The organism is Actinoplanes sp. HUAS TT8, from assembly GCF_051380535.1.
Lineage (GTDB): Bacteria > Actinomycetota > Actinomycetes > Mycobacteriales > Micromonosporaceae > Actinoplanes.
The window spans coordinates 612733-631413 of the sequence record NZ_CP195646.1; the positions used below are offsets into that span (position 1 = coordinate 612733).

18 protein-coding genes are annotated in these 18681 nt (G+C 72.6%); 11 read left to right on the top strand and 7 right to left on the bottom strand.

Features of this window, described 5'->3' with window-relative positions:
- The first annotated feature begins 54 nt into the window (after positions 1-54).
- On the top strand, positions 55-2055 hold the full coding sequence (locus tag ACSHV8_RS02655) for a prolyl oligopeptidase family serine peptidase (RefSeq protein ID WP_436529016.1): 2001 nt from the start codon (positions 55-57) through the stop codon (positions 2053-2055).
- 62 nt (positions 2056-2117) lie between these two features.
- Positions 2118-2672, top strand: coding sequence for a Uma2 family endonuclease (locus tag ACSHV8_RS02660; RefSeq protein WP_436529018.1), 555 nt, complete (start codon positions 2118-2120; stop codon positions 2670-2672).
- Positions 2673-2676: 4 nt separating this feature from the next.
- Here ACSHV8_RS02660 and ACSHV8_RS02665 read toward each other — a convergent pair whose 3' ends face one another.
- Positions 2677-3459, bottom strand: coding sequence for a diguanylate cyclase domain-containing protein (locus tag ACSHV8_RS02665; protein ID WP_436529020.1), 783 nt, complete (start codon positions 3457-3459; stop codon positions 2677-2679).
- A gap of 40 nt (positions 3460-3499) precedes the next feature.
- Positions 3500-5224 (bottom strand): serine/threonine-protein kinase, encoded by a 1725-nt coding sequence (locus ACSHV8_RS02670; RefSeq protein ID WP_436529022.1) that lies wholly within the window; start codon positions 5222-5224, stop codon positions 3500-3502.
- Between the two features lie 320 nt (positions 5225-5544).
- On the opposite strand from ACSHV8_RS02670, the gene ACSHV8_RS02675 reads away from it, so the two are divergent.
- A complete protein-coding gene (locus tag ACSHV8_RS02675; protein WP_436529024.1) occupies positions 5545-6003 on the top strand; it encodes an LGFP repeat-containing protein in 459 nt (152 codons plus the stop codon).
- Between the two features lie 6 nt (positions 6004-6009).
- Here ACSHV8_RS02675 and ACSHV8_RS02680 read toward each other — a convergent pair whose 3' ends face one another.
- On the bottom strand, positions 6010-6447 hold the full coding sequence (locus ACSHV8_RS02680) for a nitroreductase family deazaflavin-dependent oxidoreductase (protein WP_436529026.1): 438 nt from the start codon (positions 6445-6447) through the stop codon (positions 6010-6012).
- Between the two features lie 137 nt (positions 6448-6584).
- On the opposite strand from ACSHV8_RS02680, the gene ACSHV8_RS02685 reads away from it, so the two are divergent.
- Genes ACSHV8_RS02685 through ACSHV8_RS02695 form a run of 3 tightly spaced genes read left to right on the top strand, consistent with a single transcriptional unit; the run spans position 6585 to position 9066 of the window.
- The gene (locus ACSHV8_RS02685; RefSeq protein ID WP_436529028.1) at positions 6585-7181 is read left to right on the top strand and encodes a TetR/AcrR family transcriptional regulator; all 597 of its coding nucleotides are present in this window, start codon (positions 6585-6587) and stop codon (positions 7179-7181) included.
- 14 nt (positions 7182-7195) lie between these two features.
- The gene (locus tag ACSHV8_RS02690; RefSeq protein WP_436529030.1) at positions 7196-7825 is read left to right on the top strand and encodes a VC0807 family protein; all 630 of its coding nucleotides are present in this window, start codon (positions 7196-7198) and stop codon (positions 7823-7825) included.
- On the top strand, positions 7822-9066 hold the full coding sequence (locus ACSHV8_RS02695) for an FAD-dependent monooxygenase (RefSeq protein ID WP_436529032.1): 1245 nt from the start codon (positions 7822-7824) through the stop codon (positions 9064-9066). Before ACSHV8_RS02690 ends, ACSHV8_RS02695 begins: the two co-directional genes overlap by 4 nt.
- Here ACSHV8_RS02695 and ACSHV8_RS02700 read toward each other — a convergent pair.
- Positions 9039-10901: an ABC transporter ATP-binding protein gene (locus ACSHV8_RS02700; protein WP_436529034.1), complete on the bottom strand. Its 1863-nt coding sequence runs from the start codon at positions 10899-10901 to the stop codon at positions 9039-9041. The genes ACSHV8_RS02695 and ACSHV8_RS02700 overlap by 28 nt on opposite strands.
- Positions 10902-10967: 66 nt before the next feature.
- Positions 10968-11951, bottom strand: coding sequence for an esterase/lipase family protein (locus ACSHV8_RS02705; protein ID WP_436529036.1), 984 nt, complete (start codon positions 11949-11951; stop codon positions 10968-10970).
- A 242-nt stretch (positions 11952-12193) separates the two neighbouring features.
- Here ACSHV8_RS02705 and ACSHV8_RS02710 point away from each other — a divergent pair, with 242 nt between their 5' ends.
- Both ACSHV8_RS02710 and ACSHV8_RS02715 read left to right on the top strand, forming a co-directional pair.
- Entirely contained in the window at positions 12194-13483 is a 1290-nt protein-coding gene (locus tag ACSHV8_RS02710) for a sensor histidine kinase (protein ID WP_436529038.1), read from the top strand.
- Positions 13471-14136, top strand: coding sequence for a response regulator transcription factor (locus ACSHV8_RS02715; RefSeq protein WP_436529040.1), 666 nt, complete (start codon positions 13471-13473; stop codon positions 14134-14136). Before ACSHV8_RS02710 ends, ACSHV8_RS02715 begins: the two co-directional genes overlap by 13 nt.
- 20 nt (positions 14137-14156) lie before the next feature.
- Here ACSHV8_RS02715 and ACSHV8_RS02720 read toward each other — a convergent pair whose 3' ends face one another.
- Both ACSHV8_RS02720 and ACSHV8_RS02725 read right to left on the bottom strand, forming a co-directional pair.
- Complete coding sequence (locus tag ACSHV8_RS02720; RefSeq protein ID WP_436529042.1) at positions 14157-15407, bottom strand: ATP-binding protein; 1251 nt, start codon at positions 15405-15407, stop codon at positions 14157-14159.
- Between the two features lie 46 nt (positions 15408-15453).
- Positions 15454-16140 (bottom strand): response regulator transcription factor, encoded by a 687-nt coding sequence (locus ACSHV8_RS02725; RefSeq protein ID WP_436529044.1) that lies wholly within the window; start codon positions 16138-16140, stop codon positions 15454-15456.
- 110 nt (positions 16141-16250) lie between these two features.
- Between ACSHV8_RS02725 and ACSHV8_RS02730 the strand changes: the two genes are divergently transcribed.
- The 3 genes from ACSHV8_RS02730 (at position 16251) to ACSHV8_RS02740 (ending at position 18654) form a co-directional block, all read left to right on the top strand.
- On the top strand, positions 16251-16679 hold the full coding sequence (locus tag ACSHV8_RS02730) for a hypothetical protein (protein WP_436536677.1): 429 nt from the start codon (positions 16251-16253) through the stop codon (positions 16677-16679).
- A gap of 62 nt (positions 16680-16741) precedes the next feature.
- Positions 16742-18112 (top strand): pyridoxal phosphate-dependent decarboxylase family protein, encoded by a 1371-nt coding sequence (locus tag ACSHV8_RS02735; RefSeq protein WP_436529046.1) that lies wholly within the window; start codon positions 16742-16744, stop codon positions 18110-18112.
- Positions 18113-18126: 14 nt separating this feature from the next.
- Complete coding sequence (locus ACSHV8_RS02740) at positions 18127-18654, top strand: GNAT family N-acetyltransferase (RefSeq protein WP_436529048.1); 528 nt, start codon at positions 18127-18129, stop codon at positions 18652-18654.
- The last annotated feature ends 27 nt before the right edge of the window (positions 18655-18681 follow it).

Genomic DNA, 18681 nt, shown 5'->3' on the forward strand with positions numbered 1-18681 from the left:
GCCAGGAATTCCGGCGGGCCGCCGCTCACCGCCGTACGGTGATAGAAAGGTTTTGTGATCTTCGATGACCTGGACGCCTATGTCAGCCAGCCGCGGCTCGCCGGCCTGCGGATCTCCCCGGACGGTGGCCGCCTGGTGGTCGGCGTGGGCACACCCGACCGCAAGGGCAGCCGCTACACGACGGCGCTCTGGGAACTCGACCCGGACGGCACCCGCCCGGCGCGCCGGCTGACCCACAGCGACAAGGGCGAGACCGCCGTCGGCTTCACGGACGCGGGCGACCTGCTGTTCACCTCGGCCCGCCCGGACCCGTCGGCCGACCCCGCCGAGGAGCCCGCCACCGCGTTGTGGCTGCTCCCGGCCGCTGGCGGCGACGCCCGGGTGATCGCCGCGCCGTCCGGTGGCGTGAGCGGCGCGGTGGTCAGCGGCGCGGGCACCGTCGTGTTCGGCTCCTCGCTGCTGCCGTCCTCGGACGACCAGGTCGCCGACCGCAAACTCCGCGAGCGCCGCAAGGAGACCGGGGTCAACGCGGTCCTGTACGAGGACTATCCGATCCGCTACTGGGACCACGCGTTCGGCCCGGAGCGCACCCGCCTGCTCACGGCCGACCTGGGCCCCGACGAGCACCCGGCCCTGCGCGACCTGACCGGGCACGTGGGCAACGCGTTCCCGGCGACACCGGAATGGGATCTGGCGCCGGACGGCCGTACCGTCGCGGCGATCTGGACCGTGACCGAACCGGCCGCCTCGCGCCGCGCCACCCTCGTCACGATCGACGTCGCCACCGGCGAACGCCGCACCCTGGCCGACGAACCGGCCTACGAGTTCGAGTCGCCGCGGATCTCCCCGGACGGCACCCGGGTCGCCGTCGTCGTCTACCGCCGCTCCACCGCGGGCGACCCGGGCGACCGCTGGCTGGCCGTGATCCCCCTGGCCGGCGGCCCGGTGCGCGACCTGACCCGGGACTGGGACCGCTGGCCGGCCGACCCCCGCTGGACCCCGGACTCGGCCTCGCTGATCGTGAACGCCGACCACGACGGCCGCGGGCCGCTCTGGCGGGTCGACGCGACGACCGGCCAGGTCACCCGGCTCACCGGCGACGACGGGTCGTACCTGGACGCCCAGGTCGCGCCCGACGGCCGCGCCGTCTACGCGCTGCGCTCAGCTGTCGACAGCCCGCCCGCCCCGGTGCGGGTCGGGCTCGACGGCACCATCACCCACCTGGCCGGCCCGGCCGAACCGGTCGACCTGCCCGGGACACTGACCGAGGTGACGGCCACGGCCGCCGACGGCACCCCGCTGCGGGCCTGGCTGGTGCTGCCCGCGGGCGCCGGGTCCACGCCCGCGCCGCTGCTGCTGTGGATCCACGGCGGGCCGCTCGGCTCGTGGAACGGCTGGTCGTGGCGGTGGTGCCCGTGGCTCGCGGTGGCCCGCGGCTACGCCGTGCTGCTGCCCGACCCGGCTCTGTCGACCGGCTACGGCCACGAGTTCATCCGGCGCGGCTGGGGTACGTGGGGGTCGGCGCCGTACACCGACCTGATGGCCCTGACCGACGCCGCCGAGCAGCGTTCCGACATCGACGAGACCCGGACCGCGGCCATGGGCGGCAGCTTCGGCGGCTACATGGCCAACTGGATCGCCGGGCACACCGACCGGTTCACCGCCATCGTCTCGCACGCCTCGCTGTGGGCGCTCGACCAGATGTGGGGGACCAGCGACGTCGCCTACTACTGGCGGCGGGAGATGACCGAGGACGCGATGCGGGACAACTCACCGCACCGCTTCGCCGACCGGATCACCACCCCGATGCTGGTCATCCACGGCGACAAGGACTACCGCGTCCCGATCGGCGAAGGCCTGCGGCTGTGGTGGGACCTGCTGTCCCGCTCCAAGGCGGAGGACGGCACGACCCCGCACAAGTTCCTGTTCTTCCCGGACGAGAACCACTGGATCCTGACCCCGGGACACGCCAAGGTCTGGTACGCGACGACGTTCGCCTTCCTCGACCACCACGTCCACGACACCCCGTGGCAGCGCCCGGAGATCCTCGGCTGACACCTCTCCGATGTGGGGGTGACGATCCCGGTCGCCGCCTCCACATCGATAAACTGCCGACCGTGACGCTGCCGGAAGCCGGTTGGTCGGCCGAGGACCTCGATCGGACGCCCGGCCTCCCGCCGCGGGCGGAGATCATCGACGGGTCGCTCGTCACGCCCGGCCCGCAACAGCTCCTCCACATGAAGGCGCTGCGCCTGCTGGAGAACGCGCTCGCCCGCCTCGCCCCCTGGGATCAGTACCGCGCCCGCCGCGAGATGTCCGTCGTGCTCGGCCCGCGCCAGCGGCTGGAACCGGACGTGATGCTCGTCCACGCCGCCGCCGAGATCGGCCCTGGGGGCACCTGGTACCCGGCGGACGCGGTGATCCTGGTCGTCGAGGTCGTCTCCCCGGATTCGGAGGAGCGCGACCGCAAGCGGAAACCGCAGCTCTACGCGGACGCCGGCATCGAGTGGTTCTGGCGCGTCGAGGACGTCGACGGGAAGATCGTCCTCTACGCGTACGAGCTGGATCCGGCGATCCGTCAGTATTCGCCGCTGGGGATCTTCCACGATCGGGTCACCCTGACCGTTCCGTTCGCGATCGACATCGACCTCACCGAGATCGACCGTTTTTGAGCCGTCAGCGGGAGGGCAGGGCGGGGCGCTTGGCCCGGGCCGGGACGCCGGTGGCGCGTCGGCGCGGGGCCAGGTCGCCCTCCAGGCCGACCTCGTAGAGCGCGGCGTGCGTCCGTGACTGCTTGGCGTAACGCATGGCCGCCTCGGCCCGCTGGAACAGTTCGGTCGGGGTCGCCGCGTGGACCGGGTAGACGGCGCCGCCGACCGCCGCGTTGATCCGGACCTGGAAGCCGTCCAGGTCGGCCGGGCCCTGCACCGCGTCGAGCAGGCGGCGGGCCGTCTCCAGGCAGGCCGGCGCGGAGCCGACCTGGGGGAGCAGCACGGCGAACTCGTCGCCGCCGATCCGGGCCACCATGTCGCCGTCGCGGACCGCACCGAGCAGCCGGGACGCCACCGACTGCAGCAGCAGGTCGCCGATCCGGGGGCCGAGCGTCTCGTTGACGTCGGCCAGGCCGTCCAGGTCGATCACGACCAGTCCGGCCGGTTCCTGCTCGGAGTCGGCGACCGGCAGGGTCCGCTCGACCCGGGTCATCATCGCGGCCCGGTTGGGCAGGCCGGTCAGCTCGTCGACCGGGGGTACGTCGTCGGCCGGGTCGTGCTCGGGGGCGGGCAGCAGCAGGTGGGCGGCGGTCGCGAGGAGGGCCAGGTCGTACGCGAGCACGGTCCCGATCGCCCACAGGCTGGTGACGCCGGCGACGGCCAGTGCGGCCAGTGCGCACACGCCGAGCCCGAGGCCGAGTATCACGGCCCGGGCGATCGCCTTCCCTCGTACCTCTCCGCCGGTCATGCCGCCATCATCGGCGGCCCGTTCGCGGCGTTGAGGAAAACTACGGGCAGTGCTCGGGTTCGCTCTCGAACTTCAGGGTCCCGACCGAGCCACCCCAGGTCACGCAGGTGTTCGCCGCGGTCGCTTTGATCGGCCCGGCGTAGTACTGGACCGAGCCGGACACGCTGGCGCGGGCCTGCCCCTGCGGTTGGACGAAGGCCGACGCGTCGCCCTTCTTGCCCAGCCCGGCCGTGCGCAGCGTGACCACGCAGTTCGACCCGTCGGAGTCGCGGTAGAGGAAGTAGATCCGGCCCTTGACCACGCCCGCGGGCGACTTCAGGTTCTGCTGGTCGAGCAGCTGGTAGCCGTCGCCGCAGACCTGGGACGGCTGGGTCTTGTTGGCTTCCTCGGTCTCTTCCGGGCCGGGCGTCGGGCTGCCGTCCTCGTCGGGCAGGGTCTGGTCGCCGTCGTCCTCGTCCGGGTCGGGCTGGTCGACCGTCTTGGTCGGTTCGGCGGTCTTCTTGCCGCCGCCGTTCTTGTGGGTCGGCGGGTTGGCGACCGGCCGGCTCGACTGCTGGACGATCCCGCCGGTGGCGGCCGCGGCCGCGTCCGGTTCGCCGTTGTGGGAGACGACCGCCCAGAGCACGCCGGCGCCGATCAGGACCAGGCCGATGGCGCTGGCGACGAGGGCCCGGTTGCGCCGGCGGCCGGAGTCGTCGGCCGGTTCGGGTTCGGGCGAGGGGAGCGGCCGCCCGTAGGAACCCGACGGCCGGTCGTAGGAACCGGACGGCCGGTCGTAGGAACCGGACTGGTAGGCCGCGGTGGCCGGCTGGTAGGGGGCGGGGGCCGCGGCGCCGGCCGCGTACGTCGGGTACGCCGGCGGTTCGGCCGGCCGCCGGACGGTCGGGGTTCCCCAGTTCCCCGGCGGCGCGGCGGGCGGGGCCGGCGGCCCGGCCGGGGCGCGCAGCGCGTTACGGGCGGCGTCGGCCAGGGCGGCCCCGCTCGGGAACCGCTGCGCCGGGTCCTTGGCCAGCGCCCGCAGCACCACCGCGGCGACCCCGCGGGGCACGTCCGGCGGCAGCACCGGCGGCTGCCCGTGGACCAGCTGACCGAGCACGGCCAGCGGGTTGTCGCCGACGTAGGGCGGCCGGCCGGTCAGGCACGCGTAGGCGACCGCGCCCAGCGCGTACACGTCGGTGGCGGCGGTCACCGGCTTGCCCTCGGCCTGCTCGGGCGCCATGTAGTTGACCGAGCCGAGCACCACGTTCGTACTGGTGATGCCCGTGATCCCGACCGAGCGGGCGATGCCGAAGTCGACCAGCACGATCGCGCCGCCGGGCCGGACCAGCAGGTTCCCCGGCTTCACGTCGCGGTGGATGATGCCCGACTGGTGGGCGGTGTGCAGCGCGTCGGCCATCCCGGCGACGATCGACATCGTCTCGCCGGGGCTCAGCCGGCCGGCCTGCTGGATCTTCGCGGACAGCGACGTGCCCTCGATGAACTCCATCACCAGGTAGTCGAAGCGGTCGCCGTTGACGACCGCGTTCTCCCCGTAGTCGTAGACCTGCACGATGCCGCCGTGCCGCAGCTGCGCCATCATGCGTGCCTCGGACCGGAACCGGGTGATGAACTCGCGGTCGTTCATCAATGCCGGCAGCAGCACCTTCACGGCGACGTCACGGTGCAGCAGCAGGTCGATGCCGCGCCACACCTCACCCATGCCGCCGGCCGCGATCCGTTGGGTCAGCTGGTAACGGCCGTTGAGCACGATTCCGGGGGAGAGCACCGGGACATGCTAATAGCCAAACCCAAAAAACAAGACCTGCCCCACGTACGACGTACGTCTCTTGATCTGTCCCGTGACACACCGTCGCGAGGTGATCCCCGATCCGTCTCCGGCGGCGCGCCTTGCGCGCGATCCGGCCGGTTGTCCGGGCGGTCCCGGTCCTCGGGAGGCGGCCCGGGGAACCGGCCGAGGCCCGGCCTGCGCATCGGGGGCGAAACGTCACTACCCGGCCGCGACCGGCTGATCATGGGGCGAAAGTTGCACCCCGACAAATCCGGAATGATACGAATATCCGGGTACTGACCAGCCAACCCCTCTGGATGACGATGAAACTCGGAGCATTGACAGCGGTCACGCTCGGACTCGCGGTGGCGGTGTGCGGATCCGCGGCCGCCCAGGCCGATCAGAGCGAGTCCTCGGACAAGAGCGCGACCTACTGCCGGATCCGGGTGCACGGCGGGATCCTGGCCAAGTACGAGAGCCTCGGCACCGACCGGGGCCGGCTCGGCTGCCCGCTCGGCATCGAGCAGCGGGCCCACGGCGGCGGGCGGATGCAGCAGTTCGACGGTGGTTCCATCTACTGGTCGCAGGAGACCGGCGCGCACGTGGTGGCCGGGCGGATCCTCGACGTGTGGCAGGGCAACGAGGGTGAGGCCGGCTGCATCGGCTACCCGGTCGACGAGGAGTCCGACGCGCCCGCCCACGGGGGTCGTCAGCAGCACTTCCAGCACGGGGTGATCTGGTACCTGTCGGACGGCAGCTACAGCGCGGTCTGCTGACCGTCCTCAGCGGCCGGCGATCCGGAAGACCGGGAAGCCCGGGGCGGCCGCCTCGATGTCGGCCTGCGGCGAGTCGGCCTTGAGCCCGTCGAAGAACGCGCCGGTCTCCCAGGCCCACTTGCGCAGGTAGAGCCGGATCAGCGCGGGCTTGTCGGCGTCGGCGATCTCCATCGGCACGAAGGGCTGCGAGCGCCGGCCCAGTCGCAGCTCGCCCTCGCCGGCCGCGCGCAGGTTGCGCACCCACTGGGTGTGCCCGCGCGGCGCCAGCAGGTACCGCTCGCCCTCGTGGGTGAAGACGTTGACGATCGTGGTGCGCACCTCGCCGCTCTTGCGGCCGCGCACGGCCAGCACGCGGCTGCCCATCAGGCTGACGCCGTGGGCGGTGAGCCACTTGGCGAAGTCGTTGAAGGCGTTGGTGGCGCTCTTGGGGGCCAGGTACCGCATGTCGTCCTCCTCGATTTCCGAGAGCACCGCTCTCGTCTGTTAACAGTGAAACCGGACAGCCGTTCTCTGTCAAGAGCAGTGCTCTCGCTCATCGAAGGCGCTTGACGTCTGTTACTCGGGCGAGTAAAAATTTACTCATGCGAGTAAACGACACGGTGGCGGCGAGCGCGCGACGGGCGCAGATCGTCACGGCCGCCATCGACACGATCGCCGAACTGGGCTACGGCAACGCGTCCTTCGCCCGCATCGCCAAGCGGGCCGGGATCAGCAGCACCCGGCTGATCTCCTACCACTTCGACGACAAGGCCGAACTGGTCCGGGCCGTCGTCGCCGCCGTCCTCACCGAGGCGGCCGAGCACATGGGCAAGCGGCTGCGCGTCGCCGACGGCCGGGTCGCGCTGCTCACCGCGTACATCGAATCGAATCTGGAATTCATCGCCGAGCACCCGACCGCCATCCGCGCGGTCATCGAGATCGCGGCGGCCGCCCGCGCCGAGGACGGCACCCCGCTGGTCGCCCCGGCCGGCGCCGACGACCCGGTCGCCCGGCTGGCCACGATGTTCCGCGAGGGTCAGGCGGCCGGCGAGTTCCGCGTCTTCGACCCGGTCGTCATGGCCGTCACCCTGCGCGCGGCGATCGACGCCGCGGCGAGCACCCCCGACCTCGACCCGCACGCCTACGCGGCCGAGCTGGTCGCCCTCTTCGTCCGAGCCATCCGGAAGGACCCCTCATGAACATGGCGGTAACAATGAAACCCCCCACCCGGTTCGCCCTCCTCCTCCCGATGATCATCGACTTCGGGCTGCCGCTCGTCGTCTACTACGGCCTGCGCGCGGCCGGCGTCGACCAGTGGTGGTCGCTGCTGCTCTCCGGTGTCGTGCCGGCCGTCGTGGTGATCGCCCGGTTCGTCCGCTCCCGCAAGATCGACTTCCTGGCCCTGTTCGTGCTCTCGATCGTCGCGCTCAGCGTCGGCGTCTCGGCGATGACCGGCGACGCGCGCACCATGCTGATCCGCGACGCCTGGGGCGGTCTGCTCGGTGGCCTGCTCGGGCTGTGGCTGCTGGCCTCGGTCCGGGTCGGCCGGCCCGCGCTGATGTACCTGATCCGCGCGTTCGTGCTGACCAAGGTCGGCCCCGAGGGCCTGCGCGCCTGGGAGAGCAAGTGGGACACCGACCGGGACTTCCGGCGCGCACTGCGACTGCTCACCTTCGTCTGGGGGTGTGCCAGCGTGCTCAACGTGCTGGTCACGCTGGCCGCGGCCTACCTGCTGCCGCTCGACCTGGCCCCCGCCGTGCTCAACGTCAGCTGGCCGGTGATCCTCGTCCCGACCCTGGTCTTCCACCTCTACTACACCAAGAAGAAGGACCTAAGAGCATGACCACCGATGGGGTACGGACGGAGCAGGCGACCTATGACGTGATCGTCGCCGGGGCCGGGCCGACCGGGCTGATGCTGGCCGGCGAGCTCGCCCTCGGCGGGGCCCGCGTGCTGGTGCTGGAGAAGCTGAGCGCCCGCACCGGGCAGTCCAAGGCGCTCAACCTGCAGCCCCGCTCGGCCGAGGTGCTGGCCTCGCGGGGACTGCTCGACGACATCCTGGCGCAGAAGCCGGTGCTGCTGCCGCGCGGGCACTTCGCCGGGATCCCGCTCGACTATTCAGAACTGGACACGCCCTACCCCTTTCAGATCGGCATCCCGCAGGCCCGGGTCGAGGAGCGGCTGGCCTCGTGGGCGGTCGGGCTCGGCGCCGAGATCCGCTACGGAGCCGCGGTCGGCGCGATCGCGCAGGACGCCGGCGGGGTGACGGTGGACGGGGTGCGGGCGTCCTTTCTGGTCGGTTGCGACGGGGCGCGTAGTGCCGTACGAAAGCAATCGGGTGTTGCCTTTGAAGGTCGTGACGCCCGGGTGTGTGCGCTGGTGGCGGATGTGACGCTGGCCGCCGGCGGGCCGGAGGACTGGGAGTTGCCGGCGCCGAAGGGCGACGGGATGCTGACCGTGCTGCCGCTGGGGGACGGAGTTTTCCGGATGCTGGCGGCCGGGCCGGCGCAGATGGCGGCCGGGCGCGACGACCCGATCCCGGACCGCGAACTGGCCGATGCGCTGGCCCGCGACGGGCTCGAACTGGGCGAGGTGCGGTGGGCCTCCCGGTTCACCGACACGACCCGGCAGGCTGATCGGTATCGGACGGGGCGGGTGTTCCTGGCCGGGGATGCGGCGCACATCCACTCGCCGGCCGGTGGGCAGGGGCTCAACCTCGGGCTGCAGGACGCGTTCAACCTGGGCTGGAAACTGGCCGAGGTGATCCGCGGGGAGGCCGGGGACGAACTGCTCGACACCTATCACGCCGAGCGGTATCCGGTGGCCGCGCGGGTCCTGCAGGCGAGCCGGGCCCAAGGGGTGCTGTTCGTGCCCGACGAGGACGTGGCGGCGCTGCGGGAAGTCTTCGGCGAACTGGTCGACGCGCGGGCGCTGGCCGCGCGGGTGGCCGGACTCGATCACGGCGACCGTGTGCCCGGCCTGGACCTGGCCCGGTTGCACGACGGCCGCCGGCACGTGATCGACGGGCTGCCCATCCGCCCCGACGGTTTCCGCGGTCAGACCGTTGCGAACTGGGTCCGGTAGAGCTCCTCGTAGCGGCCGCCGGCCTCCAGCAGCGTGGCGTGGGTGCCGCGCTCGACCACCCGGCCCTCCTCGATCACCAGGATCTGGTCGGCGGCCCGGACCGTGGACAACCGGTGGGCGATCACCACCGCGGTCCGGCCGGCCAGCGCCTCACCGAGCGCCGCCTGCACCGCCTGCTCGGACGTCGAGTCCAGATGAGCGGTCGCCTCGTCCAGCACCACCACCCGCGGCCGGGCCAGCAGCAGCCGCGCGATCGTCAGCCGCTGCCGTTCCCCGCCGGACAACCGGTAACCGCGCTCGCCGATCACCGTGTCCAACCCGTCCGGCAACGACCGCATCAGATCGGCGATGTGGGCCCGTTCCAGCACGTCCCAGATCTCCGCCTCGGTCGCCTCCGGCCGCGCGAGCAGCAGATTCGCCCGCACCGAGTCGTGGAACAGATGACCGTCCTGAGTGACCAGGCCGAGCGTGGCCCGCAGCGAGGCCGCGGTCAGGTCCCGCACGTCCACCCCGGCCAGGCGCACCGCCCCGGCCCCGGCGTCGTACAGCCGCGGCAGCAGGCCGGCCATCGTCGACTTCCCGGCCCCGGACGAGCCGACCAGGGCCACCATCTGCCCCGGCTCGGCCGTGAACGACACGTCGTGCAGCACCTCGGTGCCGCCGCGGGTGTCCAGCGTCGCCACCTCCTCCAACGAGGCCAGCGACACCTTGTCGGCCGACGGATACGCGAACCGCACCCCGTCGAACTCCACCGACACCGGCCCGTCCGGCACCTCCCGCGCGTCCGGCTTCTCCTCGATCAGCGGCTTCAGGTCGAGCACCTCGAACACCCGCTCGAAGCTGACCAGCGCGCTCATCACCTCGACCCGCGCGCTGGCGAGGGAGGTCAGCGGCGCGTACAACCGGGTGAGCAGGATCGCCAGCGCCACCACGTTGCCCGGGTCGAGGGTGCCGCGCAGCGCGTAATACCCGCCGAGCCCGTAGACCAGGGCCACCGCCAGCCCGGACACCGAGACCAGCGCGGTCAGGAACACCCACTGGGCCATCGCCGTGCGCACCCCGATGTCGCGCACCCGCCGGGCCCGCGCCGCGAACTCGGCCGACTCGGCGTCCGGCCGCCCGTACAGCTTCACCAGGGTCGCCCCGGGCGCCGAGAACCGCTCGGTCATCTGCGTGTTCATCGCCGCGTTGTGCTCGGCCGCCTCCCGCTCCATCTGGGCCAGCCGGCTGCCCATCCGCCGCGCCGGCCAGACGAAGATCGGCAGGAGCACCAGCGCCAGCAGCGTGATCTGCCAGGAGATGCCGATCATCACGATCAGCGTCAGGACGAGCGTCACCAGATTCCCGGCCACCCCCGACAGCGTGTCGCTGAACGCCCGCTGCGCCCCGATCACGTCGTTGTTGAGCCGGCTGACCAGCGCGCCGGTCCGCGTCCGGGTGAAGAACGCGACGGGCATCCGCTGCACGTGATCGAAGACCGCGGTGCGCAGGTCGAGGATCAATCCCTCCCCGATCCGCGACGAGAACCACCGCTGCACCAGCCCGAGCCCGGACTCCCCGAGCGCCACCACGGCGATCGCCACCGCCAGCCACACCACCAGCCTGGTGTCGGCCCGGTCCACGATCGCGTCCACCACCCGCCCGGCCAGCACCGGACTGGCCACCGCGAGCACCGCCGTCACGATGCTGACCAGCAGGAACCCGGTCAAGGCGCGTCGGTGCGGCCGGGCGAACACGGCGATGCGTCTCAGGGTGGCGAGGGAGAAGGGCCGCTTGTCCTCCTGCTGGTTCATCGCGTGATACATCGAGTTCCAGGCCGCCATCTCCATGCTCATGCCGGAACCGTGTCACCTCACCCTTGGTTGAGGTCAAGCCGATTAACGCTCCGGTGCGGCCGCTGCTCAGAAGCGGCGCAGCGGCGGCTCGGCGCTGAGCTGCGGCGTCGTCAGCATCGACCGCGCGCTCTGGACCAGCGCCGCCGCGGAGTTCGCGGGGAACCGCAGCGGGTCGACGGCCGGCATCAACGGCCATCCGCAGGTGGCCCGGCCGACCCGGGACAGGCGGGCCGGCCCCGGATGCCGGAGGGCGTCCATCCCCAGCAGCCAGGCCGCGTTGTCGTAGGCCAGGCCGAAGTGCTCGACCGTCTCCAGTGGGCACAGTTCCTGGACCGCGATGTTGCTGACCGCCGGCGAGGGCGGGAGCGCCGACCGCTGGTAGGGCAGGATGATCTCGTCGTACCGCGTGTAGATCTGCGTGTAGCTGACGCCCGGCCACGTCTCCGGGCCCTGATTCAGAGCGGTCAGGAACGCCGACCCGGCCCGCTGCTGCCAGTACGCCGCCGAGCACACCGTCTGGGCCGCGCACTGCACGTCGAACTCCTGGGTGCCGTGGTTGGACGCGGCCAGCGACACGTAGTCGTCGACCATCGCGCGGGTGTCCCGGTAGTACTTCATCGCCCAGCGGCCGATCATCCCGCCCTGGCTGTGGCCGAGCAGGTCGATCCGCGTACCGGAAGCGTGGTGCAGGAATCGGATGGCGCGCACGACGTGCCCGGCGGCGACCTGGATGTCGCCGTTGCCGCTGTCCGGCAGGTCGACGTCGCAGTGCGCGCGGCCCTCGGCGTCGAACGCGCGGTCCCAGTTCCAGGAGAAGTTCGCCCGCGAGTTGGAGGTGGTGCCGTGGATCAGCAGGACCGGGGTGCGGCCGGCGCGGGCACTGGCCGCCGGGTTCCCGCTGCAGTGCAGACCGGCCGGCGCCGCGGCCGAGTCGGCTTCGGACTGCTGCGAGACGTGGTCGGCGGGGGCGGGCGACGGGGCAGAGGTGGCCGGGGACGGCAGCGGGGAAACCCCGAGCAGCGCGGCGGCCAGCAAGATCGGGAGGCTCACGTCGTCGGAAACGAGCAAGCTGCCCATGGGGTTGCCGGATCGGGGTGAGGAACAACGCGAGTGCCGCCACCCCGAGCGCGGCCCCGGTCAGGATCACTCCGAGGTGCGCTGAACGATCGCCTGACGGCCCGGGTGGGGATATCCCCACCGAAGTCGGGGGCCCGCCTGGTGTCGGCCGGCCGCCGCTCGGCCGTAATTTCTCCGTATCGCCGGAAGAACGGGGGAGGGCAGTGCTGATACGGGTGCCGCGTGAGATCGGGGCCGGGTTCTACCGATCGTCGGTGCTGGCCGCGCTGACCTGTGTGCTGCCGCTGGTCGCGGTGGCCGTGACGTGGGGCGGTGTGCGGTTCGCCGGGACCTGGAGTCCCGGGCCCGGCGCGCCGCTGATCGGGCGGGTCGCGGTCGGGTTCGGGCAGGCCGGGGCGGTTCTGCTGTGGCTGGCCGGCGCGCTGTGGATGACCCACGCGCTGAGCAGCCGGCCACTCGCGCAGGGCGCGCGGCGGCGGGCGCAACGATGGCTCGGCCTCGACCTGGACGTCGAGTATCGCGGGCCGGCCCCGGTCACGCGGATGGCGACCGGGTTCTGGTGGGACGGGGTGGAGTACCACAAGTCCGAACGGGAGGCCCGGCGGCGGGCCGGGATGAACGCGCGCTTCCACGATCCACAGCTGAAGTGGGACGGGCTGTGGGCGGTCGTGGCCGGCGTGACCGTGTTCCCGGTGACGGCGCTGCCACTGCTCGGCGTCATCGGCGGGCTGGGCCTGGCGGCTCAGGGCCGGGCCGTGACCGGGCTCGTGACCGTCGTGGCGGCCCTGGCCGTGGCGCCGTTCGCCTGGCGGATCTTCCGGCCGGTGGCCGACGAGTTCCTCGGGCCCGGCGCGGGGACCCGGCTCGGCCGGCGCGTGCGGGAACTGGAGACGATCCAGGCCGACCTGACCCAGACCCAGGCGGCCGAGCTGGAACGCATCGAGCGCGGCCTGCACGACGGGGCACAGGCCCGGCTGGTCGCGATGGGCATGTCCATGCAGGCCGCCGAGCGGATGATGGACCGCGACCCGGACGCGGCCAAGGCGATCCTGGCCGACGCCCGCGCGTCCTCACGGGCCGCGTTGGAGGAGTTGCGGTCGCTGGTCCGGGGCATCAACCCGCCGGTCCTGGTCGAGCGCGGGCTGGTCGACGCGGTCCGGGCGCTCGCGCTGGACGTTCCGGTGGAGGTCGAGGTGCACGCCGTGGTCCCGTCCCGCCCGGAACGGCCGGTCGAGTCGGCGGTCTACTTCGCCGTGGCCGAGCTGCTGGCCAACGTGGCCAAGCATGCGCACGCCGAGCACGTGACGGTCGACCTGACGTATACCGGAAGTGCCCTGGTCGCGACCGTCACCGACGACGGGGTCGGCGGTGTTCCGGCCACCCCGGACGGGTCCGGGCTGGCCGGGATCGCGCGGCGGATGGGCGCGTTCGGCGGCGGCATCGAGGTGCACAGTCCGGTCGGTGGTCCTACACGCGCTACGGTGTCGGTGCCATGCGCGTTGTGATCGCCGAGGATCTGTTCCTGCTCCGGGACGGTCTGGTCCGGCTTGTGGAGGCCTACGGGCACGAGGTGGTCGCTGCCGTCGACAGCGGGCCGGCCACCCTGAAAGCCCTGGTCGAGGAGCGGCCCGACGTGGCCGTTGTGGACGTGCGGTTGCCGCCCACGTTCTCCGACGAGGGGCTTCAGGCCGCGCTGGCCGCCCGGCGCGAGATCCCGGGGCTGCCGGTGCTGATCCTCTCGCAGCACGTCGAGCAGCTCTACGCCCGGGAGCTGCTGGCCGACGAGCACGGCGGGGTCGGATATCAGCTCAAGGACCGGGTGCTGGACGCCGACGACTTCATGGACGCGCTCACCCGGGTCGCCAACGGCGGGACGGCGCTCGACCCGGCGGTGGTCGCCAAGCTGCTGGGGCGGCCGCGCCGGGCCGACCCGCTGGCCGTCCTCACCGAGCGGGAGCGGCAGGTGCTCGGGCTGATGGCCGAGGGCATCTCGAACACCGCCATCGCGGCCCGGCTGTTCCTCAGCGAGGGCGCCATCAGCAAGTACACGACGTCGATCTTCGCCAAGCTGAACCTGCTGCCGGACGACGACACCAACCGGCGGGTGCGCGCCGTCCTGACCTACCTCGGAGCGGTGGCCGCCGCCGACGACAACTGACCCAGGCAGCGGAAGGGCGCTCAGGAGATCTCCAGGGTGACCACCGCTCCGCCGCCGGGGCCGGCGCCGACCGTGAACGACGACGCGACCTGACGGGCGATGTCGAGGCCGAGCCCGGTCGAGCCGCCACCGGACGTTCCGCGCCGGGCGATGTCGGGTTCGGCGGCCGCGGGTGGGAAGCCGGGGCCCTCGTCGGCGACCGTGAGCAGCGCGCCGCCGGACGGGCAGGCGGCCAGGGCGACCGCGAACGGGGTCCCGTCCGGGGTGTGCGCGAACACGTTGCCGAGCAGCGCGTCCAGCGCCGCCGCGAGGTCGTCGGCGGCGACCGCGACCGGGAGCGGGGTGGGCGGGACGGATTCGGTGACCGCGCGGCCGGTGTCCTCGGCCAGCACCCGCCAGAACGCGACCCGGTCGGCCACCACGGCCGTGGCGTCGCAGGTCGCCGGGACAGCCGTCATGTCGCGGCGCGCCTGCTGGATCACCGCCGTGACGGCGCGGGCGACGCCGTCGGCGGCCGAGGCGACCCGGGCCGACTCCTCGGGGTCGCGCAGCGCCTCGGCCTCCAGGCGCAGCGCGGTCAGCGGGGTGCGCAGGCGGTGCGAGAGGTCGGCGACCCGTTCGCGTTCGGCGGCCAGCAGGTCCTGGATGCGGCCCGCGAGATGGTTCAGGGCGCCCGCCACCTCGCGCAGCTCGGGCGGTCCGGCGGGAGCGGCCCGGGCGGTCAGTTCGGCGCCGGCCAGGCGGTGCGAGACGTCGCTGAGCTCGGTGATCGGCGCGACGATGGTGCGCGCGAGCCGGTCGGCGACGATCAGGCCGACCAGGAGCAGGGCGGCGCCGACCCCGGCCAGGGTCAGCCAGGCCCGGGAGACGCCGCGGGCCAGTTCGGCCTCGGTGACCACGGTGCGCACGACGCTGGTCCCGGTCCGGCCGACGACCGGGACGACCAGTTCCCGTCCGCCGCCGGTGGCGACGGTGAGGGCCCGGTCGTCGGCCTTCGCGAGCCGGACCGCCGGGGTCTCGGCGGCCGGGGCACCGACGGCGGTGCCGTCGGGAAGAAACACCGTCACCGGTACGGCCGCGGCGGGCACGGCCAGCCGCAGGGCCGCGACGTCACCGCCGGCGAGCGGCACGATGGCCTGCACGACCGCGTTGGCCCGGTTCAACGCCCGGTCGTGGGCGACCTGCCGCAGCAGCAGCGCGATCGGCACGAGGAAGGCCAGCAGGACGAGCACCGTGGTCGCCGCGACGAGCAGCGTGAGCCGCGCCCTCATGACGGCTCGTTCAGAAGAACGAGAGGACAGGCAACCGTGCGCGCCCTCATGACGGCTCGCTCAGTTTGACGCCGACGCCGCGGACCGTGTGCAGGTAGCGCGGCTCCTGCGCGGTCTCGCCGAGCTTGCGCCGCAACCACGAGAGGTGCACGTCGACCGTCTTGTCGGCTCCGCCGTACGGGACCTGCCACACCTCGCTGAGCAGTTCGCGTTTCGTGACCACCTGCCCGGCCCGCAGCGCCAGGTGGTGCAGCAGGTCGAACTCGCGCGGGGTGAGGTCGACCGGCGTGCCGTCCAGGGTCACCTCGCGGGCGCCGGCGTCGATCCGCAGCCCGCCCACGACCAGCGCCGGGTCGGCGTCGTCGGCGACCAGGCCGCCGCGGCGCAGGACGGCCCGGATCCGCGCGTCCAGCTGCGCCGCGGTGAACGGCTTGACCACGTAGTCGTCGGCGCCCGCGTCCAGGAGCCGGACCATCTCGATCTCCTCGTCCCGGGCGGTCGCGATGATCACCGGGATCCGGCTGACCGCCCGCAGCATCCGCAGCAGTTCCCGCCCGTCGAGGTCGGGCAGACCCAGGTCCAGGACGATCAGATCCGGTCGCTCGGCCAGCGCGGTCTGCAGGCCGTCCATCGCGGCGGGCGACGCGGCGACCGCGTGCCCGCGTTCGCGCAGGGCGCGCAGCAGGGTGTTCCGGATTGCCGGATCGTCCTCGATCAACAGGAGTCTCGCCACGGCTGCAAGTTAACCGTTCGGCGCATCGGCCGGGGCGTTCTTAACCCTCCCTTATCCGTGTCCCGGGGGCGGCTTAGCGTGCGCGGGCGCATAGTGGCCCGGTGAGTCGGATGGGGCAGCGTGCGGTGATCGTCGCGGGATGGCTGGTCGCGGCGGTCCTCGCCGTGCTGGTCGGGGTGGTCGGGATCGGCCTGGTCGGCCTGGCCGGCGGGGAGAACGAGGTGATGAGCGAGGCCGACGTCGAGCAGGCGCTGTCCCGGGTGTCGGACCCGCCGTCGCCGTCGGCGCCGCCGGCATCGCCCGAGCCCTCGACGCCGGCGGCGACGGTGAACGAGCAGTCCTTCCGGACCCGTGGGGGAACGGTCGTCGCCGACTGCGACGGGATCAGCACGATGTCGCCGGCGCAGGGCTACGAGATTCACGAGAAGCGGCAACTGGAGGGCGAGTTCCGCAGTGTCCGGGACAATCACGTCCGGGTGAAGGTCAAGCTGACCTGCGTGAACGGCGTCCCCGACATCAGCGAGCGCGACGACGACTGACAGGGCCAGGCGCCTCGAAGTGGACCGCGACGGCCCGGCCGCGACCGGCCTACCGTGCCCTGGTGGACTCTCGCCTCGCCGCTGACCTCGGTGACCTGCCCGACCTGCTGACCGCCGCCCGCGACTACGCCGCCGGGATCCTGGCCGGTCTCGACGACCGCCCGGCCGCGGTGCCGCCGCCCCCGGCCGTCCCGGCGCCGCTCCCGGTCGACGGTCTCGGCGCCGCGAAGGCCCTGGAGATCTTCCGGGAGCGCTGGGCGCCCGGCTTCTCCGGCAGCGCCGGCCCCCGCTACCTGGGCTTCGTCACCGGCGGCGCGACGCCCGCGGCCCTGGTCGGTGACTGGCTGACCGGCACTTTCGACCAGAATGCGAGCACCCGGCAGGACTCCTCGGCGGTCGATCTGGAGCGCGAGACCGTCGCCTGGCTGCGTTTCCTCTTCGGATTGAAAGACGATTTCTCCGGTACGTTCGTCTCCGGCGCGACGATGTCGAACACCGTCGGCCTGGCGATCGGCCGTGAGTGGCTCGGCGAGCGTAAAGGCGTCAGTGTCGCCCGGCAGGGGGTCGCCGCTCTGGGTGACATCCCGGTCCTGTCGGGCGCGCCGCACTCCAGTGTCTACAAGGCCCTCTCCATGATCGGAATCGGTCGTGACCAGTTGCGCGTGGTCACGACCCAGGACGGTCGTGAGGCCGTGGACCTCGTCGCCCTGGACGCCGTGCTGTCGCAGGTGTCCGGGCCGGCGATCGTCGTCGCCAACGCCGGCACGGTCAACACCGTCGATTTCGACGACCTCCGCGCGATCGCCGCGCTCAAGGCCGAGCACGACTTCTGGCTGCACGTCGACGCCGCCTTCGGCGGGTTCGCCGCGCTCAGCCCCGAGCACCGGCACCTGGTCGACGGGCTCGACCTGGCCGACTCCATCGGCATCGACCTGCACAAGTGGCTCAACGTGCCCTACGACGCCGCGGTCCAGTTCACCCGGCGCCCGGACCTGCAGGTGAGCGTCTTCCAGAACTCGGCCGCCTACCTCACCGAGCCCGGCCCGGACCCCGACCCGTTCCACCTCACGCCGGAGAACTCGCGGCGGCTGCGGGCGCTGCCGGCCTGGTTCGCGCTCGCCGCCTACGGCGCGGCCGGCCACCGCGAGATCGTGGAACGCGACATCGCGCTGGCCCACCGCTTCGGCGACGAGGTCGCGCGGATTCCCGGGGCGAGGCTGCTCTCGCCCGTACGTCTCAATGTCGTGTGTTTTGCGACCGACCGTGACGTGCGAGTGGTGCTGGAGGCGGTCGCCGCGTCCGGCGAGGGGTTCCTGACGCCGACCGTGCACGGCGGTGTCCCGGCCCTGCGGGCCGCCTTCAGCAACTGGCGTACGCAGGCCGGGGACGTCGACCGGGTGCTCGCCGTCCTCCGTGAGGTCCTCGCGTCGTGATCTAGGGTGTCGAGGTGCCTCGATCATCGTTGACCGCCGTTGCCCGTTCCGCGACCAGCGCCGATGCCGAGCGGATCGCGGAGATCTGCACCACGGCGTATCGGACCGCGTACAGCGAGTTGCTGCCGGCCGGCTACATCGATCGGACCGTCGACATCTACTTCGGCGCGGCGCGGGTCGCGCGGCAGGTGCCGGCGAATCCGCCGAAGTGGTTCGGCTATCAGGTGGCCGAGGAGGACGGGCGGCTGCTCGGCGCGGCCGGCGGCGGGATGACCGGGGCCGGGGTCGGCGAGCTGCACCTGATCTACCTGGAGCCGGTCGAGCGCGGGCGGGGTCTGGGGACGCTGCTGCTGGACCGGGTGATCGAGCAGATCCGGGAGGCCGGCGGGACCGAGGTGTGGCTGTCGGTGTTCCTCGGGGACGGGTCCGGGATCGGGTTCTACCGGGCGCGCGGATTCCAGCCGGTGGAGACGGTGCAGGCCGATCTGTCCCGGGAGGACGATCACATCCGCAGCCTGCGCATGCGCCGCGTCCTGGACTGAGACCGGCGCCGGCGCGGTGCGGCGGGA